Annotated in this window: 18 protein-coding genes, 3 tRNA genes and 1 pseudogene; 12 read left to right on the top strand and 10 right to left on the bottom strand. The window is 69.3% G+C overall.

What is annotated here, in order from left to right; genetic code table 11:
• Nucleotides 1-311: 311 nt before the first annotated feature.
• The 3 genes from hrpA to GFH49_RS40880 all read left to right on the top strand — a co-directional run bounded on the left by hrpA (nt 312) and on the right by GFH49_RS40880 (nt 4,837).
• Nucleotides 312-4,265 (top strand): ATP-dependent RNA helicase HrpA, encoded by a 3,954-nt coding sequence (gene hrpA, locus GFH49_RS37610; RefSeq protein ID WP_155060539.1) that lies wholly within the window; start codon nt 312-314, stop codon nt 4,263-4,265.
• 94 nt (nt 4,266-4,359) lie between these two features.
• Nucleotides 4,360-4,434, top strand: a tRNA-Asp gene (locus GFH49_RS37605).
• Between the two features lie 211 nt (nt 4,435-4,645).
• Entirely contained in the window at nt 4,646-4,837 is a 192-nt protein-coding gene (locus tag GFH49_RS40880) for a DUF6274 family protein (RefSeq protein WP_155060538.1), read from the top strand.
• A gap of 482 nt (nt 4,838-5,319) precedes the next feature.
• Here GFH49_RS40880 and bldC read toward each other — a convergent pair whose 3' ends face one another.
• Together bldC and GFH49_RS37590 are read right to left on the bottom strand one after the other, a co-directional pair.
• On the bottom strand, nt 5,320-5,526 hold the full coding sequence (bldC, locus tag GFH49_RS37595; protein WP_003949541.1) for a developmental transcriptional regulator BldC: 207 nt from the start codon (nt 5,524-5,526) through the stop codon (nt 5,320-5,322).
• A gap of 577 nt (nt 5,527-6,103) precedes the next feature.
• Complete coding sequence (locus GFH49_RS37590) at nt 6,104-6,946, bottom strand: DUF8083 family protein (protein WP_155060537.1); 843 nt, start codon at nt 6,944-6,946, stop codon at nt 6,104-6,106.
• 317 nt (nt 6,947-7,263) lie between these two features.
• Here GFH49_RS37590 and GFH49_RS37585 point away from each other — a divergent pair, with 317 nt between their 5' ends.
• Complete coding sequence (locus tag GFH49_RS37585) at nt 7,264-8,355, top strand: Leu/Phe/Val dehydrogenase (protein WP_155060536.1); 1,092 nt, start codon at nt 7,264-7,266, stop codon at nt 8,353-8,355.
• A 302-nt stretch (nt 8,356-8,657) separates the two neighbouring features.
• Nucleotides 8,658-8,909: a DUF3073 domain-containing protein gene (locus GFH49_RS37580; RefSeq protein ID WP_155060535.1), complete on the top strand. Its 252-nt coding sequence runs from the start codon at nt 8,658-8,660 to the stop codon at nt 8,907-8,909.
• Between the two features lie 93 nt (nt 8,910-9,002).
• Here GFH49_RS37580 and purM read toward each other — a convergent pair whose 3' ends face one another.
• The 8 genes and pseudogenes from purM to purS all read right to left on the bottom strand — a co-directional run bounded on the left by purM (nt 9,003) and on the right by purS (nt 17,534).
• Nucleotides 9,003-10,079, bottom strand: a complete 1,077-nt coding sequence (gene purM / locus GFH49_RS37575; protein WP_155060534.1) for a phosphoribosylformylglycinamidine cyclo-ligase — start codon at nt 10,077-10,079, stop codon at nt 9,003-9,005.
• A gap of 34 nt (nt 10,080-10,113) precedes the next feature.
• The gene (gene purF, locus GFH49_RS37570; protein ID WP_155060533.1) at nt 10,114-11,640 is read right to left on the bottom strand and encodes an amidophosphoribosyltransferase; all 1,527 of its coding nucleotides are present in this window, start codon (nt 11,638-11,640) and stop codon (nt 10,114-10,116) included.
• A gap of 57 nt (nt 11,641-11,697) precedes the next feature.
• Entirely contained in the window at nt 11,698-12,582 is an 885-nt protein-coding gene (locus tag GFH49_RS37565) for an META domain-containing protein (RefSeq protein ID WP_155060532.1), read from the bottom strand.
• A gap of 82 nt (nt 12,583-12,664) precedes the next feature.
• The gene (locus tag GFH49_RS37560) at nt 12,665-13,462 is read right to left on the bottom strand and encodes a maleylpyruvate isomerase family mycothiol-dependent enzyme (protein ID WP_155060531.1); all 798 of its coding nucleotides are present in this window, start codon (nt 13,460-13,462) and stop codon (nt 12,665-12,667) included.
• A 9-nt stretch (nt 13,463-13,471) separates the two neighbouring features.
• Nucleotides 13,472-13,651 (bottom strand): annotated as a pseudogene (locus GFH49_RS40875) (M23 family peptidase); the annotation flags it as partial.
• A 663-nt stretch (nt 13,652-14,314) separates the two neighbouring features.
• Nucleotides 14,315-16,597 (bottom strand): phosphoribosylformylglycinamidine synthase subunit PurL, encoded by a 2,283-nt coding sequence (gene purL, locus GFH49_RS37550; protein ID WP_155060530.1) that lies wholly within the window; start codon nt 16,595-16,597, stop codon nt 14,315-14,317.
• Nucleotides 16,594-17,274, bottom strand: a complete 681-nt coding sequence (gene purQ, locus GFH49_RS37545) for a phosphoribosylformylglycinamidine synthase subunit PurQ (protein WP_155060529.1) — start codon at nt 17,272-17,274, stop codon at nt 16,594-16,596. The genes purL and purQ overlap by 4 nt, the downstream gene beginning before the upstream one ends.
• Nucleotides 17,271-17,534 carry a phosphoribosylformylglycinamidine synthase subunit PurS gene (purS, locus tag GFH49_RS37540; protein WP_155060528.1) on the bottom strand — a complete coding sequence of 88 codons (264 nt, stop codon included), beginning with the start codon at nt 17,532-17,534 and terminating at the stop codon, nt 17,271-17,273. The genes purQ and purS overlap by 4 nt, the downstream gene beginning before the upstream one ends.
• A 333-nt stretch (nt 17,535-17,867) precedes the next feature.
• On the opposite strand from purS, the gene GFH49_RS37535 reads away from it, so the two are divergent.
• The 7 genes from GFH49_RS37535 to GFH49_RS37505 all read left to right on the top strand — a co-directional run bounded on the left by GFH49_RS37535 (nt 17,868) and on the right by GFH49_RS37505 (nt 22,426).
• Complete coding sequence (locus GFH49_RS37535; RefSeq protein WP_155060544.1) at nt 17,868-18,185, top strand: histone-like nucleoid-structuring protein Lsr2; 318 nt, start codon at nt 17,868-17,870, stop codon at nt 18,183-18,185.
• Between the two features lie 137 nt (nt 18,186-18,322).
• Nucleotides 18,323-18,394 (top strand) — tRNA-Gly (locus GFH49_RS37530).
• An 80-nt stretch (nt 18,395-18,474) separates the two neighbouring features.
• Nucleotides 18,475-18,547: transfer RNA gene (locus tag GFH49_RS37525), tRNA-Gly, on the top strand.
• Nucleotides 18,548-18,757: 210 nt separating this feature from the next.
• A complete protein-coding gene (locus GFH49_RS37520) occupies nt 18,758-19,717 on the top strand; it encodes an ABC transporter ATP-binding protein (RefSeq protein WP_155060527.1) in 960 nt (319 codons plus the stop codon).
• Nucleotides 19,714-20,523 carry an ABC transporter permease gene (locus GFH49_RS37515; RefSeq protein ID WP_155060526.1) on the top strand — a complete coding sequence of 270 codons (810 nt, stop codon included), beginning with the start codon at nt 19,714-19,716 and terminating at the stop codon, nt 20,521-20,523. Before GFH49_RS37520 ends, GFH49_RS37515 begins: the two co-directional genes overlap by 4 nt.
• 20 nt (nt 20,524-20,543) lie before the next feature.
• Complete coding sequence (locus GFH49_RS37510) at nt 20,544-21,821, top strand: sensor histidine kinase (RefSeq protein ID WP_155060525.1); 1,278 nt, start codon at nt 20,544-20,546, stop codon at nt 21,819-21,821.
• Complete coding sequence (locus GFH49_RS37505) at nt 21,818-22,426, top strand: response regulator transcription factor (RefSeq protein WP_155060524.1); 609 nt, start codon at nt 21,818-21,820, stop codon at nt 22,424-22,426. The genes GFH49_RS37510 and GFH49_RS37505 overlap by 4 nt, the downstream gene beginning before the upstream one ends.
• Nucleotides 22,427-22,449: the final 23 nt, after the last annotated feature.

The following is a 22,449-nucleotide window of genomic DNA, read 5'->3' as shown; positions in this document are numbered from 1 at the left end:
AGGCCGGTCCGCCGAAGGAACCCGCTCGCCGGCCGCAGCCGGTCCGCCGGAAGAACCCGGTCACCACACCCAGCCAGTCCACCGGAAGAACCCGGTCACCACACCCAGCCAGTCCACCGGAAGAACCCGCTCGCCACACCCAGCCAGTCCACCGGAAGAACCCGCTCGCCACACCCAGCCAGTCCACCGGAAGAACCCGGTCACCGGACGCAGCCGGTCCACCGGAAGAACCCGCTCGCCGGACTTAGCCGGTCCGCCGGAGGCAAAAGCGTTCGCCACCGATTTCCCCGGGATGAGATCCTGGGTCGCGTATGTCTACGCACCCCGCCCCCGGCGCCCCCGCCCTCGGGACCCTCGCCCCCCGTCTGGCCGAACTGTCGCTGCGCGACGCGCACCGGCTCGGTCGGCGGCTCGAAGGTGCCCGCAAGATCCGCAAGCCGGAGGCCCGCACCGCCGTCCTCGCCGAGATCGAGGCCGAGGTCGCCAAGGCCGAACAGCGGATGGGTGAGCGGCGGGCCCGCGTACCCGCCGTCACCTACCCCTCGCAGCTTCCCGTCAGCCAGAAGCGGGACGAGATCGCCGACGCCATCCGCGACCACCAGGTCGTGATCGTCGCCGGTGAGACCGGCTCCGGGAAGACCACGCAGATCCCGAAGATCTGCATGGAACTCGGCAGGGGGGTGCGCGGGATGGTCGGGCACACACAGCCCCGCCGTATCGCCGCCCGTACCGTCGCCGAGCGGGTGGCGGAAGAGCTGGACACCCCGCTCGGCGAGGCCGTCGGCTGGAAGGTGCGCTTCACCGACCAGGTGAACCCGGACGCCACCTTCGTCAAGCTGATGACCGACGGCATCCTGCTCGCCGAGATCCAGACCGACCGCGAGCTGCGCGCCTACGACACGATCATCATCGACGAGGCCCACGAGCGGTCCCTGAACATCGACTTCCTGCTCGGGTATCTCGCGCAGTTGCTGCCGAAGCGGCCCGATCTCAAGGTCGTCATCACCTCCGCGACCATCGACCCCGAGCGCTTCTCGCGGCACTTCGGGGACGCCCCGATCATCGAGGTCAGCGGGCGCACCTACCCCGTCGAAGTCCGCTACCGGCCGCTCCTCGAAGACGACTCCGACGACGCCGACCGCGACCAGATCACCGCGATCACCGACGCCGTGGAAGAGCTGCAGGGGGAGGGGAAGGGCGACATCCTCGTCTTCCTCTCGGGGGAGCGGGAGATCCGGGACACCGCCGACGCCCTCGTCAGGAAGCAGTACCGGTTCACGGAGGTGCTGCCGCTCTACGCCCGGCTCTCCCACGCCGAGCAGCATCGCGTCTTCCAGCCCCATACCGGCCGCAGGATCGTTCTGGCGACCAACGTGGCCGAGACCTCCCTCACCGTCCCGGGCATCAAGTACGTCATCGACCCCGGCTTCGCCCGGATCAGCCGGTACAGCCACCGCACGAAGGTGCAGCGGCTGCCCATCGAGCCGGTCTCCCAGGCCAGCGCCAACCAGCGCAAGGGCCGCTGCGGACGGACCAGCGACGGCATCTGCATCCGGCTCTACTCCGAGGACGACTTCGAGGCCCGTCCGGAGTTCACGGACGCGGAGATCCTCCGTACGAACCTCGCGTCCGTCATCCTGCAGATGACCGCCGCCGGCCTCGGCGACATCGAGAAGTTCCCCTTCATCGACCCGCCGGACCACCGCAACATCCGCGACGGCGTCCAACTCCTCCAGGAACTGGGCGCGTTGGACCCGAGCCAGAAGGACGTACGCAAGAAGCTCACGGACACCGGCCGCAAGCTCGCCCAGCTGCCCGTCGACCCCCGGCTGGCGCGGATGGTCCTGGAGGCCGACAAGAACGGCTGTGTCCGCGAGGTCATGGTGATAGCCGCCGCCCTGTCCATCCAGGACCCGCGCGAGCGCCCGGCCGACAAGCAGACGCAGGCCGACCAGCAGCACGCCCGCTTCAAGGACGAGACGAGCGACTTCCTCGCGTATCTCAACCTCTGGCGGTACATCCGCGAGCAGCAGAAGGAACGCGGCTCGTCGTCCTTCCGCCGGATGTGCAAGCAGGAGTATCTGAACTTCCTGCGCATCCGCGAATGGCAGGACATCTATACGCAGTTGAGAACGGTCGCCAGGCAGATGGGCATCCATCTCAACGAGGAGGACGCGCCGGAGCAGAGCGTGCACGTCTCACTGCTCGCGGGGCTGCTGTCCCACATCGGCATGAAGGACGTGAAGGAGGGCGCGAAGAACGAGTATCTGGGCGCCCGGAGCGCCAAGTTCGCGATCTTCCCGGGCTCGGCCCTCTTCAAGAAGCCCCCGCGCTTCGTGATGTCCGCCGAGCTGGTGGAGACCAGCCGCCTGTGGGCCCGCGTCAACGCCCGCGTCGAGCCCGAGTGGGTCGAACCCCTCGCCGAGCACCTGCTCAAGCGGACGTACAGCGAACCGCACTGGGAGAAGGACCAGGCCGCGGTGATGGCGTACGAGAAGGTCACGCTCTACGGCGTCCCGATCATCGCCGACCGCAAGGTCAACTACGGGCGGATCGACCCGGAGGCCTCCCGCGAGCTGTTCATCCGCAACGCGCTCGTCGAGGGCGACTGGCGTACGCACCACAAGTTCTTCGCCGACAACCGCAGGCTGCTCACCGAGGTCGAGGAGCTGGAACACCGCGCCCGGCGCCGGGACATCCTCGTCGACGACGAGACGCTCTTCGACTTCTACGACCAGCGGGTCCCCGAACACGTCGTCTCCGGCGCCCACTTCGACTCCTGGTGGAAGCACAGACGGCACGAGCAGCCCGACTTCCTCGACTTCGAGCGCGAGATGCTCATCCGGGAGTCGGCGGAGGCGGTCACCAAGGCCGACTATCCGGACTCCTGGCGGCAGGGCAATCTGAAGTTCCGGGTGACGTACCAGTTCGAGCCGGGCGCGGACGCCGACGGTGTGACCGTCCATGTCCCGCTCCAGGTCCTCAACCAGGTCACGGACGAGGGCTTCGACTGGCAGATCCCGGGACTGCGGGAGGAGGTCGTCACCGAACTCATCCGCTCCCTCCCGAAGCCGATCCGCCGCAACTACGTGCCGGCGCCGAACTTCGCGAAGAGGTTCCTGGACGCGGCCGTGCCACTCCAGGAGCCGCTCACCATCACCATGGCCCGCGAGCTCAAGCGCATGGTGGGCGTTCCCTTCACCGCGGACGACTTCGACTGGACCAAGGTCCCCGACCACCTCCGCATCACCTTCCGGATCGTCGACGAACGCCGCCGCAAGCTGGCTGAGGACAAGGATTTGGAGGCGCTGAAGCTCCGCCTGAAGCCGAGGGCGCGCAAGGCCCTCTCGCAGGCCGCGGCGGCCACGGCCGAGCGAGAGGGCGGCGAGTTGCTGGAGCGCAAGGGCCTGACCGACTGGACGATCGGCTCCCTCACCCGCCTCTTCGAGACCCGGCGTGCGGGGCAGCCCGTGAAGGCGTACCCGGCGCTGGTCGACGACGGCGACACCGTCTCCGTACGCCTCTTCGACACGGAGGCGGAACAGCAGCAGGCCATGTGGCAGGGCACGCGGCGGCTGCTCCTCCGCAACATCCCGGTGAACCCGGCGAAATTCGCGAGCGATCGCCTGACGAACGCCCAGAAGCTCGCCCTGTCCGCCAACCCGCACGGCTCCATCCAGGCCCTGTTCGACGACTGCGCGATGGCTGCGGCGGACAAGCTGATCGGGGACTTCGGCGGGCCGGTCTGGGACGAGGAGTCGTACCGGAAGCTGTACGACAAGGTGCGCGCCGAGATCGTCGACACGACGGTCCGTACGGTGGGGCAGGCGCAGCAGGTCCTCGCCGCGTGGCAGGCCTGTGAGCGCCGCCTGAAGGCCGTACGGAGCCCCGCGCTGCTGCCTAACCTCGCGGACGTACGGGCGCAGCTGGACGGTCTCGTGAAGCCGGGGTTCGTGACGGAGACGGGGACACGGCGGCTGCCGGACCTGATGCGGTACCTGGTGGCCGCGGACCGCCGGCTCCAGCAGATGCCGACGAACGTCCAGCGGGACACCACGCGCATGGAGAAGGTCCACGAGATGCGGGACGAGTACGCGTGGCTGCTGGAGCAGATGCCGCAGGGCCGCCCGGTGCCGGCCTCCGTCCTGGACATCCGCTGGATGATCGAGGAGCTCCGGGTCAGCTACTTCGCCCACGCGCTCGGCACGGCGTACCCCGTCTCCGACAAGCGCATCGTGAAGGCGATCGACGCGGCAGTGCCGTAACCGGTCCCGCACCCTAAGTGAGTTCGACCAGGCGGCCCCCCTCCTGTACAGTCTCTTCTCGCAGCACAACGCACCGACAAGTGCCGCGAAACCAGGTCCTGTGGAGCAGTTTGGAGTGCTCGCCACCCTGTCAAGGTGGAGGCCGCGGGTTCAAATCCCGTCAGGACCGCAGCGAGAAGAGCAAGGCCCGCAACGAGCAAAGTTGCGGGCCTCCTTCATGACCCCACGCAGCATGGAGAGAGCCCGGGTCTTCGGAGCCGGGCCTTGTCGTGCTCTCGCCTTGCTTCGCGGCGGCCCCCTGACGCCGTCTTGACGCCGTCTCCATCCCTCGGTACCCAGAAACCAGGGGCGCTTCCCCGGCGGCCCGACGGAGGTGGGGTATGGCGGCATCGGCTAGGCACGAGACGCGGGCGTTGCTTCGTGCGCATCTGGCAGCCGCCTCTTCCTATCGCCATCTGACGCGCCACTGCCCGATCTGTCACCAGCTGCTGCGGCTGGCGATGGACACGCCCCCACGGGCCGCCCAGGATCCACAGGAGGCCGTGGAGGACGAAAGCCCATCGCCCGCGTGAGGAAGACACGAAGGCCCGGGCCAACACCGGCCCTGCGCTGGGACGCTGGAGCGTGTGACGCTCAATAGCGCACGGGAGCCCGAGGCAACAAGAGTCCCGCGGTGTGACGGGTGTCACTGGGCAAGTTTTTCAAACATCGGTTTTTAACCGGCACCTACAACAGGTCAATTTAATATGTGCAATTGCACCCGCCTGAGGCGTCTCCTCAGAGCCGGTACACAGGAGATCCGACACCCCTCCCCAGACTCCGACAAGGTCGCTCACAGAGCCTGCCGAACCAGTCGCGACAGGGCACAAAAAAGATCGCGCTGGACCCGGCGGAGTCCAGCGCGATCGACGACGCACCCTGTGATGTGCTTCATAAGCTCTGTGGAGCCTGGGCGTGGGCCCTGTTGGGGCAGAACCCGCGTCGCTTGGAGCTAGGTTTCCGAGCACCTCGGCCGATGGGGGGACCTGCCGATTTGCCCGGTTTATTCAGTTGTTCAGGCTTCGCTGCGCTGCTGCGGAATGCCCGCGAGCAGCGCACGGACCTCCGCCTCGCGGTAGCGGCGGTGCCCGCCGAGCGTGCGGATCGACGTAAGTTTCCCGGCCTTCGCCCACCGCGTGACCGTCTTCGGGTCCACGCGGAACATGGTGGCGACCTCAGCCGGGGTCAGCAGCGGCTCGGCATCAGGGGTGCGAGCGGTCATGAGCGGCCTCCTCGGGAGAACCGATCGTTCTCGGTTCTTTCCTCTAAATTCTGCACCTTGACCCGCGTTGCCCGAAATGGCGGACGCGGGACGAGTCGGTTATAGGACGAACGGCTTGTCCTCGGCACTACAACTACACCATCTGTCCAGCCGCGTCGGCCAAACCGATGGAATTGCCCCCCAGGTGTTCATCGGCGACGGAAGCCGATGGACCATGCCATAGCGGACAGTCACGCCACTGTGACGATCAGTCACAGGACGATCAGGAGTCGCAAGACCCCCCAAAGCAGGCAATGCTGAGATTCCGCCCACAGTGGAACACAGCGGGACGGACGGAGCCCTCCCCGGACTCCTTGTCCTATTTTGACATGAGGAGGGGCAAGGGAGGCAAGGGCCGCGTACGTGCGGTCCGTCACGCTTGGGACATACGCCCGGATCGGGGCCTACGTCCGCTGCTGACGAAACCTCAGGAACCTCAGGACGAGGACGAAACCCCAAAACGGGCGTCAGGTCAAACGTCAGTTCCCCGACCGCAGGTCAGGCGTCCTACCGCCGAACGGCGATCAAACTCCGGATGTCAGTTCGCCGACCGCCGGTCCCGCACCGACCGCCACCGCTCCACGAGCCGGCCGTACGCCTCGCCCGCCGTCTCCCCGTCCCCCTGCCGCAGCGCCGCGATCCCCTCGGCCACATCGGCGGCCGAGTGGTCGTCCTCCAGCTCGCCGGCCGACAGGGTGTGCACCAGGCCGCCGTAGTCCAGCTCGACCAGCGAGCGCGGATGGAACTCCTCCAGCCAGCGCCCCACGTCCATCAGGCCGTCGATCAGCGGCCCCTCGTCGATGGCGTCCTTCAGCGTCCTGAGCGCCCGCGCCACCCGCCGCCGGGCCTGCACCATCGGCGTCCGGTAGCGCAGCATCGGCGGAATCTCGCCGGAGCCCTTGTCGAAGCGCCGCTCCTCGTCCACGACCAGCACGAACCAGTGGAGCGGCACCTGCCAGGTCGAGGTGCGGATCCACGGGCGGGCGTCGGGGTTGCGGGCCAGCCAGCGCTCGTAGTCCTGGGTGGCCTGGCGCCGTACGACCGGGGGCAGGACCGCGTCCAGGACGGGCGGCGGGAGCTCCTCGGCGAGGTCGCCGAGCGCCTGCCAGCCGCGCAGCCGGGTGCGCCAGGGGCAGACGCAGACCACCCCGTCGACCTCCAGCACGAAGGCGTCGCTGCTCTCGTGCACCGGCACCGGGACGGGCGGGGTGGGCAGCAAGTCGGCCAGGGCGCGGCGGAGTTCGTCCTGGTAGGTGGGCCGGTCGGGGCGCCGGGCGTAGCGCGCCCAGTGGTCGCGCTCCCGTTCCGGGAAGGCGGCCAGCGGTTCGTACACGCGCAGATAGGTCGCGTACGGGACGATCACCGAGGACACCTTGGGCACGCCTGCTCCCTCCCCTGCCGTCTGCCAGGAAAACCTGCGGAACCCGCTCACAAACGTGCGGGAAAACTATGCAAATCGTCGCACGGGCGTACTCCGGAAGTAGGTGATCCTGAGCACGTCGCGGCCGGCGGGGCGTACAGGCTCTAATCTCGTGCTGGGGCCTGTCCGGCGGATCAGGCCGACTGCACGGAACGGCACCTCATCAGCGCAGGTGAGACCCCGCGCGCCGGCTTGATCCGCCGGACCGGCCCTGGCCGCCCCCGCCACCCCTACGGGGGCCCGTCCCAACCGCCGCTACTTACCCAGGAGTCACCACCGTGACCGACGTAACCGACGGCGTCCTGCACACCCTGTTCCATTCGGACCAGGGCGGCCATGAGCAAGTCGTGCTGTGCCAGGACCGAGCCAGCGGCCTCAAGGCCGTCATCGCCATCCACTCCACCGCCCTGGGCCCCGCGCTCGGCGGTACGCGCTTCTACCCGTACGCCAGCGAGGAGGAGGCCGTCGCCGACGCGCTCAACCTGTCCCGCGGGATGTCGTACAAGAACGCCATGGCCGGGCTCGACCACGGCGGCGGCAAGGCCGTGATCATCGGTGACCCCGAGCGCGACAAGACCGAGGAGCTGCTGCTCGCCTACGGGCGTTTCGTGGCCTCGCTCGGCGGCCGGTACGTCACCGCGTGCGACGTCGGCACCTACGTCGCCGACATGGACGTCGTCCACCGCGAATGCCGCTGGACCACCGGCCGCTCGCCCGAGAACGGCGGCGCCGGCGACTCCTCCGTCCTCACCGCGTACGGCGTCTACCAGGGCATGCGGGCCAGCGCCCAGCACCTGTGGGGCGACCCCTCCCTGCGGGCCCGGCGCATCGGCATCGCGGGCGTCGGCAAGGTCGGCCGCCATCTGGTGGAGCACCTGGTGGCGGAGGGCGCCGAGGTCTTCGTGACCGACGTGCGCGAGGAGGCCGTACGGCGGATCACCGAGCGGCACCGCGGTGTGCTGGCCGTCCCCGACACCGAGGCGCTGATCCGCGTCGACGGCCTCGGCATCTACGCCCCCTGCGCGCTGGGCGGCGCACTCGACGACGACACCGTGCCGGTGCTCACCGCCGAGATCGTGTGCGGCGCCGCCAACAACCAGCTGGCCCACCCGGGTGTCGAGAAGGACCTGGCCGACCGCCACATCCTCTACGCGCCCGACTACGTGGTGAACGCGGGCGGCGTCATCCAGGTCGCCGACGAGCTGCACGGCTTCGACTTCGAGCGGTGCAAGGCGAAGGCGGCGCAGATCTACGACACCACGCTGGCAATATTCGCACGTGCGAAGGCGGATGGCATCCCGCCGGCCGCCGCGGCCGACCGGATCGCCGAGCAGCGGATGCACGAGGCGGCGGCCGAGCGCGGACGCTGAGTGCTCCCGGGCCGGTCCGGGAGGTTTGACCGGTACCCGTCGGTGGGCACTTAGAGAGAACTCTCACTTCGATCGGCGGGTCGACCGCCAGGAAGTGGTTAAAATCGCGGTTGACCAGCGAGGACGGGGCGCCTCGAAGGTTCTGTGCACACGCGGCTGCTGCGGGCGACGTACCGTATGGGCGCGGGCTCAGGTACCGTGGAAGCCCTACGGACCGGCCTCTCCACGGAGAGTCCGTTCCGGATCATGAACGCGTGTCAGACTCTGGGGCCGTTGAGCCCCGTCGTTGAGGGGGTCGAGCCATGGGGCGCGGCCGGGCCAAGGCCAAGCAGACGAAGGTCGCCCGCCAGCTGAAGTACAACAGCGGTGGGACAGACCTCTCACGCCTGGCCGAGGAGCTGGGCGCATCGTCGACATCGAATCAGCCGCCGAACGGCGAGCCTTTCGAGGACGATGAGCAGGACGACGAGCTCTATTCGCGGTACGCCGACCTCTATGAGGACGACGACGAGGACGAGGACGACGAGTCCTCGCAGCAACGTCGCGGCGCTTGACCTTGCACTGAGCATCAGCCCGGTCGGTGGCTTCGGTCACCGGCCGGGTTCTGCGCTGCTCAGCTTTCTGTGCTGCTCAGCTTTCTGTGCTGCTCAGCTCGCGTAGTCCCCTACGAGGGCCGCGCCCGTCCCGTGATCACCCCTGTCCGTGATCTCGCCGGCCACCCATGCCTCCACACCGCGGTCGGCCAGGGTCGCCAGGGCCGCGTCCGCGGATTCCTCCGGGACGACCGCGATCATGCCGACGCCCATGTTCAGGGTCTTCTCCAGCTCCAGCAGCTCCACGTCGCCGGTCCTGCCGACGAGGTCGAACACCGGTGCGGGGGTCCAGGTGGAGCGGTCGACGATCGCGTGCAGGCCGTCCGGGATGACGCGGGCCAGGTTGGCCGCCAGTCCACCACCGGTGACATGGCTGAACGCGTGCACATCCGTCGTCCGGGTCAGGGCCAGGCAGTCCAGCGAGTAGATCTTGGTGGGCTCCAGGAGTTCCTCGCCGAGGGTGCGGCCGAACTCGGCCACCTGGGCGTCCAGCGCCATGCCCGCGCGGTCCAGCAGCACGTGCCGTACCAGCGAGTACCCGTTCGAGTGAAGGCCGGAGGCCGCCATGGCGATCACCGTGTCACCCGTACGGATACGATCCGGGCCGAGCAACCGGTCGGCCTCCACCACGCCCGTGCCGGCGCCGGCGACGTCGAAGTCGTCCGGGCCGAGCAGGCCGGGGTGCTCGGCGGTCTCGCCGCCGACCAGAGCGGTGCCGGCGAGGACGCAGCCCTCGGCGATGCCCTTCACGATGGCGGCCACCCGCTCGGGGTGGACCTTGCCGACGCAGATGTAGTCGGTCATGAACAGCGGCTCGGCGCCGCACACCACGATGTCGTCCATCACCATGGCCACCAGGTCGTGGCCGATGGTGTCGTAGACGCCCATCTGACGCGCGATGTCGACCTTGGTGCCGACGCCGTCGGTGGCGGACGCGAGCAGCGGACGCTCGTAGCGCCCCAGGGCGGAGGCGTCGAAGAGGCCGGCGAAACCGCCGAGGCCACCGAGGACCTCGGGGCGCTGCGTCTTCTTCACCCACTCCTTCATCAGCTCCACCGCGCGGTCGCCCGCTTCGATGTCGACGCCGGCAGCCGCGTAGGAAGCACCGGAAGCAGCATGAGTCTCAGACATTGCCTGGGATCTTTCGGGTTGGTTTCTGCGTGGCTTACGGGCGACGGATCGCGTCGGCCGCGGCCGTGGCGGCGGGCCCCGCGGCCAGCTCGGTCTCCAGGAGCTGCTTGCCCAGCAGCTCCGGGTCCGGGAGTTCCATCGGGTATTCGCCGTCGAAGCAGGCGCGGCAGAGGTTCGGCTTGGCGATGGTGGTCGCCTCGATCATGCCGTCGATGGAGATGTACGCCAGGGAGTCGGCGCCCAGGGAGGTGCCGATCTCGTCGATCGTCATGCCGTTGGCGATGAGCTCGGCGCGGGTGGCGAAGTCGATGCCGAAGAAGCAGGGCCACTTCACGGGCGGCGAGGAGATCCGGATGTGGACCTCCGCCGCGCCCGCCTCGCGGAGCATGCGGACCAGGGCCCGCTGGGTGTTGCCGCGCACGATGGAGTCGTCGACGACGATCAGGCGCTTGCCCTTGATGACTTCCTTCAGCGGATTCAGCTTCAGCCGGATACCGAGCTGGCGGATCGTCTGGGAGGGCTGGATGAACGTACGGCCGACGTATGCGTTCTTCACCAGACCCGCACCGAAGGGGATGCCGGAGGCCTCCGCGTAGCCGATGGCGGCCGGGGTGCCGGACTCCGGGGTCGCTATGACGAGGTCAGCCTCGACGGGCGCTTCCTTCGCCAGGCGGCGGCCCATCTCCACGCGGGAGAGGTATACGTTCCGGCCGGCGATGTCGGTGTCCGGGCGGGCCAGGTAGACGTACTCGAAGACACAGCCCTTGGGCTTCGCTTCCGCGAATCGGGACGTTCGCAGGCCGTTCTCGTCGATGGCGACGAACTCGCCCGGCTCGATCTCGCGGACGTAGCTGGCGCCGCAGATGTCGAGGGCGGCGGACTCCGACGCGACGACCCAGCCGCGCTCCAGGCGGCCGAGGACCAGCGGGCGGATGCCCTGCGGGTCGCGGGCGGCGTAGAGGGTGTGCTCGTCCATGAAGACGAGGGAGAAGGCGCCGAGCACCTGCGGGAGGACCGAGTGGGCGGCCTCCTCGATGGTCAGCGGCTTGCCGCCCTCGTCGACCTGGGCGGCGAGCAGCGCCGTGAGCAGGTCGGTGTCGTTGGTGGCCGCGACGCGCGGGGTGCGGCCCTCCTGCTTGGGCAGGTCGGCGACCATCTCGGCGAGCTGGGCGGTGTTGACCAGGTTGCCGTTGTGGCCGAGCGCGATGGAGCCGTGCGCGGTGGCGCGGAACGTCGGCTGGGCGTTCTCCCACACGGAGGCACCGGTGGTCGAGTAGCGGGCGTGACCGACCGCGATATGCCCCTGGAGCGAACCGAGCGAGGTCTCGTCGAAGACCTGGGAGACGAGGCCCATGTCCTTGAAGACGAGGATCTGGGAGCCGTTGCTGACCGCGATTCCCGCGGATTCCTGGCCCCGATGCTGGAGGGCGTAGAGCCCGAAGTACGTGAGCTTTGCGACCTCTTCGCCCGGAGCCCAGACACCGAAGACGCCACACGCGTCCTGGGGGCCTTTCTCGCCGGGGAGCAGATCGTGATTGAGTCGACCGTCACCACGTGGCACGGCTCCGAGTGTAGGCGAGATCGACCACTGGTCCGAATGCGTGAGGAGTGGGCTTGCTTACTTCGCGCGCGCCAGAAGGCCCTCGCCGAAGGACCGGGTGATGGTCAGGGACTTGTGTTTCTGCTGGTAGGAGACCTTGCCGGAGAGGATCTCAGTGAGTTCCCGCTCGGTCTTCATGACCGGCTCCGAGCACACCATGCGCGTGGTCGCCAGAGGGCCGATCTCGATGGTGCCGTCCTTGACGGTGGCCTTGGCGTTGAAGGTGTTGCAGCCGAGGCTGCCGGTGACGGTGTTGTTCTTGGTGAGGGTGAGATGGGCCTTCGCCCCGGCCGGCAGGGACTCGGCGACCGGATCGCCGCTCTCGCGCGACAGCAGGGTGTTGATCGTCCACCGGGTGCCCTGGAGAGGCGGGGCGGTCCCGGAGGTGCCCTCACGGAGGCTGATGCGGTCGCCGTTTCCGCTGGTCAGGGTGAGAGTCTTGGTGCCGTCGTGCTCTCCTGTGGCGGCCTTGAGGCTCCCGCGGAAGACGTGGAGGAACTTCGCCTCGAACTCGCCTACGGGCCCGGGGCAGCCCATGTTCGTCGTCACGAGGTCGGAGACCTTCACCGTGTCGCCCTCGATCTCGATGTCGGCGCCGAAGTGGTTGCAGCCGACCGTGCCTCCGGATTCGCCGCCGGGGACGCCCGGGTCGGCCGCGCCCGGCTTGAAGGTGATGCGGGCGTCCTCAAGGTCGAAGGAGTCCGCCCCGGGCAGGGTGTAGTCCTTGCCGTCGACGGTCACGCTCTGGGGCACCCAGCGGGTGTCAGCGATGGTGGAGACGTCCTTGGTCTCGCCCTCGCCGGCCGTGCTGCTGCCGGACTCCGTGCCGCAGGCGGCCAGGACGGCGGTACCGGCCAGGGCCGCGGCGGCGGAGTACGTCATGTTCTTCGCTGTCCGCTTCATGGCTCTTTGACGCGCGGGGCGGGCCATGGGTTCGGTCCGTCATGACTCTGTTGTCATGTGCCCGACTGTCATATGCCCGACGTCAGCGAAGCAGCGGCAGGAACGGCCCGAGATCCGCCCGCTCCCCACTGGCGCTGACCTTGGCGTCATGGACGGCATCCTTCCACTCCACCCGCCCCGTCGCGAGCCGGATCCAGGTGAGCGGGTCGGTCTCGACGACGCTGGGCGGGGTGCCGCGGGTGTGCCTCGGGCCCTGCACGCACTGCACCACGGCGTACGGCGGGATCCGCACCTCGGTCGAGCCGCCGGGCGCCTTGGCGGCGAGGGCGTCGGCGAGCAGCCGGGTGCAGGCGGCGAGGGCCTGGCGGTCGTACGGGATGTCCAGGCCGGGGACGGCGGCGTTGAGGTCGTCGGTGTGGACGACGAGTTCGACGGTGCGGGTGACCAGGTAGTCGGCGAGCGTCAGGGCGCCCGCGCTGGTGGGGAGCAGCCGGCTGTCGGGCTCTGCGGCGATGCGGGCCGTGAACTCCCGCTCGATGTCGGTGAGGTGGCTGCCCAGGTCCGGATACTGCTCGGCCCGCAGCCGGGCGGTGCCGGCGATGTCGTCGGCGGCGTCGGCGATCGCGGGCAGCCAATCGGACAGCACCGCGTCCTGCCGCGCCGGCTCCGCTTCGTCGAGCAGCCGCACCACGGCCGCCGGCGCCATCCCCGTGTGCGCCACCAGCTCCCGTACGCTCCACTGCCCCAGCCGCGTCGGCAACGCGAGCTGGTCGGATGTCAGGGTGCGTACGGCGTCTTGTACGTGCCCGAACTGGGTGAGCACGGCGGCGCGGATCTTGGCGGGGTCGTAGGTGCGGGGGCGTTTCCTGGCCGGGGGCATGGGGGAAGCCTATGCGGCCCGCGATTCCGTCACCGGCGCCTCGAACGTCTCACCGTTACGGGGAACGCCGATCCCGCGCCAGGTGAAGGGGAGGCCGTGGGCGGTGTCCGGGTCGGGGCCGTCCATCAACTGGAGGTGGAGGTGCCGTTGCCGGCAGCGGGCGAGGCGTCGTCCCGGTCGGCTCCGGTTACGCCGGGATGGACGCCGAGCACGCGTTCCTGTGGACCCGGCTGGCCGACCACACCGAGCGGCAGTGACTCGTCAGCGAGACCGAACTCGTCGCCCGTGGGCGGGAGTCATGAGGGCACTGCTCCGCCGCCGCCTCTTCCGGCGCCGACGCACGACAGAGCCGGCCACGGCACTCTCGGTGCCCCCATCGCCGTACCCGGCGCACAACCCGCGAGAGCGGCACACGCTGCTGGAGTGGGGAGTGTCCTGGCTGTACGTCCCTCACAGGAGCGAGATCGGCATCAACCACGCCAAGGCGAGTGAGGACGACGCCCTGTGCGACATCTGCGGGGTCGGGCGGACGCCGTTCCCGCGGTACGGCACGGTGAAGCGTACGGGCGCATGTGTCGGAAGTGCCTGCACCGGACCCGCATCTGCGCCCACCCTCGTCATCGCACGGCACCATGCGCGGCTACTCGCCCACGTGCGCCGCGTGGGCAGACCTCGCGGCGCGCACGACCTGATCATCGCAGCGGCTGCGGGCGACCGCGAGGGTCGAGGTCACATACGACAAGCAGGCCTCTTTCGCTGAACTGCCGGGCGTGTGCACGGTCGCCCGGACACCCTCTGGAAGTGACGAAGCCCCCGCCGGAGCGGAGGCTTCGACAAGAAGGAGCGCGGGCGTCAGGTCAGCAGCGCCGGGATCGTCCCCTCGTGTGCCGATCGCAGTTCCTCCAGTGACAGTTGGAACTCGCCCTGGACCTGCACCGCGTCGCCGTCCACAACACCCACGCGCGTCACCGGCAGGCCCCGCGCGCCGCACATGTCGTTGAAGCGGACCTCCTCCGAACGCGGCACGGCGACAACCGCCCGCCCCGCCGATTCCGAGAAGAGGAACGTGAAGGCGTCGAGCCCCTCCGGTACGACCAGACGCGCGCCCTTGCCGCCGAGCAGTGCCGACTCGACCACCGCCTGGATCAGGCCGCCGTCGGACAGGTCGTGCGCGGAGTCGATCATGCCGTCGCGGGAGGCGGAGATCAGGATCTCGGCGAGCATGCGCTCGCGCTCCAGGTCGACCTGCGGGGGCAGGCCGCCGAGGTGGTCGTGGATCACCTGCGACCAGGCCGAGCCGCCGAACTCCTCACGCGTGTCGCCGAGGAGGTACAGCAGCTGGCCCTCCTCCTGGAAGGCGACCGGCGTGCGCCGGGTGACGTCGTCGATGACGCCGAGGACCGCGACCACCGGGGTCGGGTGGATGGCCGCCTCGCCGGTCTGGTTGTAGAGGGAGACGTTGCCGCCCGTGACCGGGGTGCCGAGCTGCTGGCAGGCGTCCGCAAGACCCCGTACCGCCTCCGCGAACTGCCACATCACCGCCGGGTCCTCGGGCGAGCCGAAGTTCAGGCAGTCGGAGACAGCGAGCGGCTTGGCGCCCGTCGTGGCCACGTTGCGGTAGGCCTCGGCGAGGGCCAACTGGGCGCCCGCGTACGGGTCCAGCTTCGCGTAACGGCCGTTGCCGTCCGTGGCGATCGCGACGCCGAGGCCGGTCTCCTCGTCGATGCGGATCATTCCGGAGTCCTCGGGCTGGGCCAGCACCGTGTTGCCCTGCACGAAGTGGTCGTACTGGGACGTGATCCACTTCTTGGAGGCCTGGTTCGGGGAGGCGACCAGCTTCAGGACATGGTCACGCAACTCGTCCGAGCTCGCCGGGCGGGGCAGCTTGTTCGCGTCGTCCGCCTGCAGCTCGTCCTGCCAGGAGGGGCGGGCGTACGGGCGCTCGTAGACCGGGCCCTCGTGCGCCACCGTGCGCGGGTCGACGTCGACGATCTTGCCGCCGTGCCAGTGGATCTCAAGGCGGTCGCCGTCGGTGACCTCGCCGATCACCGTGGCGATGACGTCCCACTTCTCGCAGATCTCCAGGAAGCGGTCGACCTTCTCCGGTTCCACGACCGCGCACATGCGTTCCTGCGACTCGCTCATGAGGATTTCCTCGGGCGAGAGGGTCGAGTCGCGGAGCGGGACGTCGTCCAGGGTGACGCGCATGCCGCCCGAGCCGTTCGACGCCAGCTCGGACGTGGCGCAGGACAGGCCCGCCGCGCCGAGGTCCTGGATGCCGACGACCAGCTTCTCCTTGAAGGCTTCGAGCGTGCACTCGATCAGCAGCTTCTCCTGGAAGGGGTCGCCGACCTGGACGGCGGGCCGCTTCGACGGCTTGCCCGTGCCGGAGGCACTGTCAGATGCAGTGTCGAAGGTCTCGGACGCCAGGATCGACGCGCCGCCGATGCCGTCACCGCCCGTGCGGGCCCCGTACAGGATGACCTTGTTGCCCGCGCCGGACGCCTTCGCGAGGTGGATGTCCTCGTGCCGCATGACGCCGATGGCACCGGCGTTGACCAGCGGGTTGCCCTGGTAGCAGGAGTCGAAGACGACCTCGCCGCCGATGTTGGGCAGGCCGAGGCAGTTGCCGTAGCCGCCGATGCCGGCGACGACGCCCGGCAGGACGCGCTTGGTGTCCGGGTGGTCCGCGGCGCCGAAGCGCAGGGGGTCGACCACGGCGACCGGGCGGGCGCCCATCGCGATGATGTCGCGGACGATGCCGCCGACGCCGGTGGCCGCGCCCTGGTAGGGCTCGACGTAGGAGGGGTGGTTGTGCGACTCGACCTTGAAGGTGACCGCGTAGCCCTGGCCGACGTCCACCACGCCCGCGTTCTCGCCGATGCCGACGAGCATCGCGTCGGACTCGGGGGCCTTCTCGCCGAACTGGCGGAGGTGGACCTTGGAGGACTTGTACGAGCAGTGCTCGGACCACATGACCGAGTACATGGCGAGTTCGGCGCCGGTGGGGCGGCGGCCGAGGATCTCGACGATCCGCTCGTACTCGTCCTTCTTCAGGCCGAGTTCGGCCCAGGGCAGCTCGACGTCGGGGGTCGCGGCCGCGTGCTCGACCGTGTCCAGAGGCGTCCGGCTCATACGTTGACCAGCTTCTTGAGGATCGAGGTGAAGAAGGGGAGGCCGTCGGTGCGGCCGGAGCCGATGAGCGGCTCGACTGCGTGCTCCGGGTGCGGCATCAGGCCTACGACGTTGCCGGCCTCGTTGGTGATGCCGGCGATGTCGCTGAGCGAGCCGTTCGGGTTGAAGTCGAGGTAGCGGAAGACGACCCGGCCCTCGGCCTCCAGCTTGTCCAGCGTGTACCGGTCGGCGACGTACCGGCCGTCCATGTTCTTCAGCGGGATGTGGATCTCCTGGCCGGCCGTGTAGTCGCTGGTCCAGGCGGTGTCCGCGTTCTCCACCCGCAGCTTCTGGTCGCGGCAGATGAAGTGGAGGTGGTCGTTGCCGAGCATCCCGCCCGGGAGGAGGTGGGCCTCGGTGAGGATCTGGAAGCCGTTGCAGATACCGAGGACGGGGAGGCCGGCCTTCGCCTGTTCGATGACCGTCTCCATCACCGGCGAGAAGCGGGAGATGGCGCCGGCCCGCAGATAGTCGCCGTAGGAGAAACCGCCGGGGAGGACGACCGCGTCGACCTGGTGGAGGTCCTTGTCCTTGTGCCAGAGAGCGACGGGTTCGGCACCCGCGAGTCGGATCGCACGCCGAGTGTCCCGGTCGTCGAGACTGCCCGGAAAAGTGACGACGCCAATACGAGCGGTCACTTGGCCGCCTCCGCCACTTCTTCCACCCTGACCGTGAAGTCCTCGATCACGGTGTTGGCGAGGAAGGATTCCGCAAGATCATGGATGCGGGCGAGCGTGGCCTCGTCGACCGGGCCGTCAACTTCCAGTTCGAATCGCTTTCCCTGACGTACGTCCGAGATGCCTTCGAAACCCAGCCGCGGCAGTGCGCGCTGCACCGCCTGGCCCTGGGGGTCGAGGATCTCCGGCTTGAGCATGACGTCGACTACGACGCGTGCCACTGGCACTCCCGGTGTTGTGGTGCTGAGCAGGTTCCTGCAGTGCCTTCAGACTACCCGCACAAAATTTCTACGCGCGTCGACTTGTAGGTTCCTACGTGATTGCCGTCACGATCCGGCATCGGGAGCCGAGCGCACGAAAATTTCCGGGAAAGATCCCCGATCGACACCCGATAGCTATTGCGCCCACCGGTCTCCCACCACCACCCTCAATCGAAGTCGCTCGGGCTCCCTCTTGATTTTGGACACGCGGAGGGATTTAGTCGGACTTCACATTGCATTGCCGGGCACTGTACAAATGAATTGGCAAAGTGCCGCATGAAGGGACCGATATTCGTGGCGCAGAAGGTCGTGGTCACCCTCTTTGACGACATCGACGGTTCCGAAGCGGCGGAGACGATCGCCTTCGGACTCGACGGCAAGTCGTACGAGATCGACCTGAATCAAACCAATGCCAAGAAACTGCGTAAGGCGCTCGCGCCGTACGTGGAGGCCGGCCGCAAGCGGTCGCGGTCCGGCAAGGCCTACCGGCAGACCGAGGTCGCCCCCGACCCGGCGGCCGTCCGGGCCTGGGCCCAGGCCAACAAGATGGACGTACCGGCACGCGGCCGGATCCCCAAGAGGATCTACGAGGCGTTCGCCGCCGCCCAGTGAAGTGCCGACCGCCGTTGTCCTCAGGACGCGTCAGCGGGCCCTGGGGACAACCGACTTGCGCTGCACCCCCGCCGATCAGCTAGAGTCTGGAGCACGCCGCCGGGCAGGGCCGAAAAGGTCCAGCTCACGGAGTACATGCGGGTGTAGTTCAGTAGTAGAACATCCCCCTTCCAGGGGGAAGGCGCAGTGTGCAATTCCTGTCACCCGCTCTGCACTGCCGTCCGGACCACTGTCGTGGATCAGGTAGGCTGGTGCTCGCGCCGATCGGTGAGAGCCGGTCGGAGGCAGTGCGGACGTAGCTCAGTTGGTAGAGCGCAACCTTGCCAAGGTTGAGGTCGCGAGTTCGAACCTCGTCGTCCGCTCTCTTTCGAAGACCCCGGTCGATCCGACCGGGGTTTTTCGTGCCGCGTCTGCCCTACCGGCCGTTCAGTCCCTCCGACCGTCCCTCCGGCCGTTCAGTCCCTCCGACCGTCCCTCCGGCCGTTCAGTCCTTCCGGCCGTCTGACATTTGTCATGTCGAGTGGTGACAGCGTGCACTGCTGCCGGGCCCGGTCCGACGGCACGCTGAGGTCATGGACTCAAACGAACACGAGCACGTGATCGAGGTCACCGACCTGAGGCGTGTGTACGGGGGCGGGTTCGAGGCGGTGCGCGGGGTCAGCTTCTCCGTGGCCCGCGGCGAGCTCTTCGCACTGCTCGGCACCAACGGGGCCGGCAAGACGTCGACCGTCGAACTGCTGGAGGGGCTCGCCACGCCCGCCGGGGGCCGGGTGCGGGTGCTGGGCCATGATCCGTACGTCGACCGGGCCGCCGTACGGCCGCGGACCGGGGTGATGTTGCAGGAGGGCGGGTTTCCGTCCGAGCTGACCGTCGCCGAGACGGCGCGGATGTGGGCGGCCTGCACGAGCGGGGCGCGGCCCACGGAAGAGGCGCTGGGGCTGGTCGGGCTGGTGCGGCGGGCCGGCGTACGGGTGAAGCAGTTGTCCGGGGGTGAGCGGCGGCGCCTGGATCTCGCGCTCGCGCTGCTCGGCAACCCCGAGGTGCTGTTCCTGGACGAGCCCTCGACCGGGATGGACGCCGAAGGACGCCGGGACACCTGGGAGTTGGTGCGGTCGCTGCGCGAGGGCGGTACGACCGTCCTGCTGACGACGCACTATCTGGAGGAGGCCGAGCAGCTCGCCGACCGGCTGGCGATCATGCATGACGGGCGGATCGCGGCGGCCGGTACGCCCGCCGAGGTGACGGCGTCCCAGCCGTCCCGGATCTCCTTCGAGCTGCCCCCGGGGTACTTCGTCGGAGACCTGCCGCCGCTCGCCGAGCTGGGGGTGAGCGGGCACGAGGTGGACGGACGCGTCGTACGGCTGCGGACCCGGGAGCTGCAGCGGACGGCCACCGGTGTGCTGATGTGGGCCGCGCGGGCCGGGGTCGAGCTGCACCGCCTCGATGTGCGCGCGGCCTCGCTGGAGGAGGCGTTCTTGCGGATCGCCCGGGAGGCGTCCGGAGCTCCCGCCACCGAGAGGGAGCGCGTATGAGTACCGGAGCGCGTGTGAGTACCGGAGCACGTGTGAGTACGGTGACCACTCCCGCGGGGCGTATGGGCGCCCTCGCCCGCGCCGAGCTGACGCTGTTCGGGCGCAGCAAGGCGACGCTCTTCTCGGCGCTGTTCGTGCCGCTGGTGGTGCCGATCAGTACGCGGTCGGCGTTTCCGGAGTCGGATCTCGATGAGGCCGGGCTCACCGTCGGGCTGGTGATGCTCAACGCGGCGATCGGGTTCTCGCTCCTGTTCGCCGTGTATATGTCACTCACCGCGATCTTCACCGCCCGGCGTGAAGAACTCGTCCTCAAGCGGCTGCGCACCGGCGAGCTGCGGGATACCGAGATCCTGGCGGGGGCCGCGATACCGGCCGTGGTGACGGGGCTGCTGCAGTCTCTGCTGCTCGCGGTCGGACTGACGGTCCTGGTCGACGTACCGGCGCCCGAGGCCGTGCATCTCGCCGTCCTGGGGGTGCTGTTGGGACTGGTGATGTGCGTGGTTCTCGCGGCCTTCACCGCGAGCTACTCGCGGACCGTGGAGAGCGCGCAGGTCACCACGCTGCCGCTGCTGTTCGTGTCGATGTTCGGCTCCGGCATCGCCGTCCCGATGGAAGTGCTGCCCGACCGGCTGGCCTCCGTCCTGGCACTGCTGCCGCTGTCTCCGGTGATGAAGCTGGTGCAGGGCGGCTGGAGCGGGGACCTTTCGGCGAGCGAGGCGCTCGGCTCCATGACGCTCGCGCTGGCTTGGACTCTGGCCGCGGTGTTTGCTGTACGGCGGTGGTTTCGGTGGGAGCCGCGGCACTGACGGACGGGAGGAGCGAGGGTATGCGGGGGCCGGAGGGCTGGTGGCGGGGCAAGAGCACGCCGGCGAAGGTGGAGACGTACACGCGGTGGTCGTTCCACAGCTTCGCCGTGGTGGAGGTCGCGACGGTCGGGGTGGCCGGGTTCGGCGAAGTGGGGAACCCGCTCGCGGCGTGGCTGTTCGTGACGGTGTGCGCGCACGCCCTGCTCGGTACGTGGACCGTGGCCCGGGCACTCGACTGGACGCGCGGTCGCCGCCCGCAACCCCTGCGGCTGCTGTGGGCGCTGGGGGCGGTCACGGCGCTGATCGGGACCGGCTCGCTGCTGCTCGCCCATCGCGGCCTGCCCGGCTCCGCCTCCGACACCGCCGCGGGCGGCATCATCGGCACGGTGGTGATCTACGGCGTCGGCATCGTGACGCTCGGCATCCGCGACCGGCGGCGCGTGCTGATGCTGGTGGCGGGCTTCACCGCGGGCGCCGCTCTGGTGCCGCTCCTGCTGGGTGCCGCCGGGACCGCCGCGCTGGCCACGGCCGTCGCGGTGCTGGCCGGCGCCGGCTTCCTGTCCTATGCGTCCGTCTTCTCCGTCTGGCTGCTCAACGCCGTCTACGCACTCGACGAGGCCCGCGAGACCCGCGCCCGGCTCGCCGTCGCCGAGGAGCGGCTCCGCTTCGGACGCGATCTGCATGACGTGATGGGGCGGAATCTCGCGGTGATCGCGCTGAAGAGCGAGCTGGCCGTGCAGTTGTCGCGGCGCGAGCGGCCGGAGGCCGTGGAGCAGATGATCGAGGTGCAGCGGATCGCGCACGAGACGCAGCGGGAGGTGCGGGATGTCGTACGGGGATACCGGGAATCCGATCTGTCGGTCGAACTCGCCGGTGCGCAGGGCGTGTTGACGGCGGCCGGGATCGGCTGCGAGGTGTCCGGCTCGACCGAGGGGCTGCCGGTCGAGGTGCAGTCGGCGCTCGGGTGGGTGGTGCGTGAGGCGACGACGAATGTGCTGCGGCATGGGGATGCCGGCCGGTGTGCGGTGTCCGTGCGGAGGAGGGAGGGGCGGGTGGTGCTCGCCGTGGAGAACGACGGGGCCCGTACCGCGTCCGGCTCCGGGTCCGGCTCCGGGTCCGGCTCCGGCTCCGGTGGTTCGGGGCTCGCGGGGCTGCGGGAGCGGCTGGCGGCGGTGGACGGGACGCTGGAGGCGGGACCGGTGCGGGAGGGTGTGTTCCGGCTGGTGGCCGAGGTGCCGGTGACTACGGCCGTGGTCAGTGCCGTAGTCAGTGCCGTGGTCAGTGAGGTCGCTTCATGACCGTCCGGCTGCTGCTCGCCGACGACGAGCACCTCATCCGAGGTGCGCTCGCCGCGCTGCTCGCGCTGGAGGACGATCTCCTGGTCGTCGCCGAGGCGGCCACCGGGCCGGAGGCGCTGGCGATGGCCCGGGCGCATGCGCCCGACGTCGCCGTGCTCGATCTTCAGATGCCCGGCGCCGACGGTGTGAAGGTCGCCACATCGCTACGGGCCGAACTGCCGGCGTGCCAGGTGCTGATCGTGACCAGTCATGGCCGACCGGGGCATCTGAAGCGGGCCCTGGCGGCCGGAGTGCGCGGGTTCGTCCCGAAGACGGTGAGCGCGCGGCGGCTCGCGGAGGTGATCCGCACGGTGCACGCCGGGAACCGTTACGTCGACCCGGAGTTGGCCGCCGACGCGATCTCCGCCGGGGACTCGCCGCTGACCGCGCGCGAGGCCGAGCTGCTGGAACTCGCCGCCGACGGGGCGCCCGTATCGGAGATCGCGGAGCGGGCCTCGCTGTCGCAGGGGACGGTACGCAACTATCTGTCGTCGGCCGTCTCCAAGCTCGGGGCGGAGAACCGGCATGCCGCCGTACGGCTCGCACGTGAGCGAGGTTGGGTATAGTTGCTCTCGCGCCATGGCGCAGT

The organism is Streptomyces blattellae (genome assembly GCF_009709555.1).
Taxonomy (GTDB): Bacteria; Actinomycetota; Actinomycetes; order Streptomycetales; family Streptomycetaceae; genus Streptomyces; species Streptomyces blattellae.
The sequence above is the reverse complement of the archived record's forward strand: the minus strand, read 5'-3'. Positions and strand labels throughout refer to the sequence as shown.

Coding starts and splice junctions, on each gene's coding strand:
- hrpA (WP_155060539.1), top strand. CDS start 312: ATGTCTACGCACCCCGCCCCCGGCGCCCCCGCCCTCGGGACCCTCGCC.
- GFH49_RS40880 (WP_155060538.1), top strand. CDS start 4,646: ATGGCGGCATCGGCTAGGCACGAGACGCGGGCGTTGCTTCGTGCGCAT.
- bldC (WP_003949541.1), bottom strand. CDS start 5,526: ATGACCGCTCGCACCCCTGATGCCGAGCCGCTGCTGACCCCGGCTGAG.
- GFH49_RS37580 (WP_155060535.1), top strand. CDS start 8,658: ATGGGGCGCGGCCGGGCCAAGGCCAAGCAGACGAAGGTCGCCCGCCAG.
- purM (WP_155060534.1), bottom strand. CDS start 10,079: ATGTCTGAGACTCATGCTGCTTCCGGTGCTTCCTACGCGGCTGCCGGC.
- GFH49_RS37565 (WP_155060532.1), bottom strand. CDS start 12,582: ATGAAGCGGACAGCGAAGAACATGACGTACTCCGCCGCCGCGGCCCTG.
- GFH49_RS37560 (WP_155060531.1), bottom strand. CDS start 13,462: ATGCCCCCGGCCAGGAAACGCCCCCGCACCTACGACCCCGCCAAGATC.
- purL (WP_155060530.1), bottom strand. CDS start 16,597: ATGAGCCGGACGCCTCTGGACACGGTCGAGCACGCGGCCGCGACCCCC.
- GFH49_RS37520 (WP_155060527.1), top strand. CDS start 18,758: ATGGACTCAAACGAACACGAGCACGTGATCGAGGTCACCGACCTGAGG.
- GFH49_RS37515 (WP_155060526.1), top strand. CDS start 19,714: ATGAGTACCGGAGCGCGTGTGAGTACCGGAGCACGTGTGAGTACGGTG.
- GFH49_RS37510 (WP_155060525.1), top strand. CDS start 20,544: ATGCGGGGGCCGGAGGGCTGGTGGCGGGGCAAGAGCACGCCGGCGAAG.
- GFH49_RS37505 (WP_155060524.1), top strand. CDS start 21,818: ATGACCGTCCGGCTGCTGCTCGCCGACGACGAGCACCTCATCCGAGGT.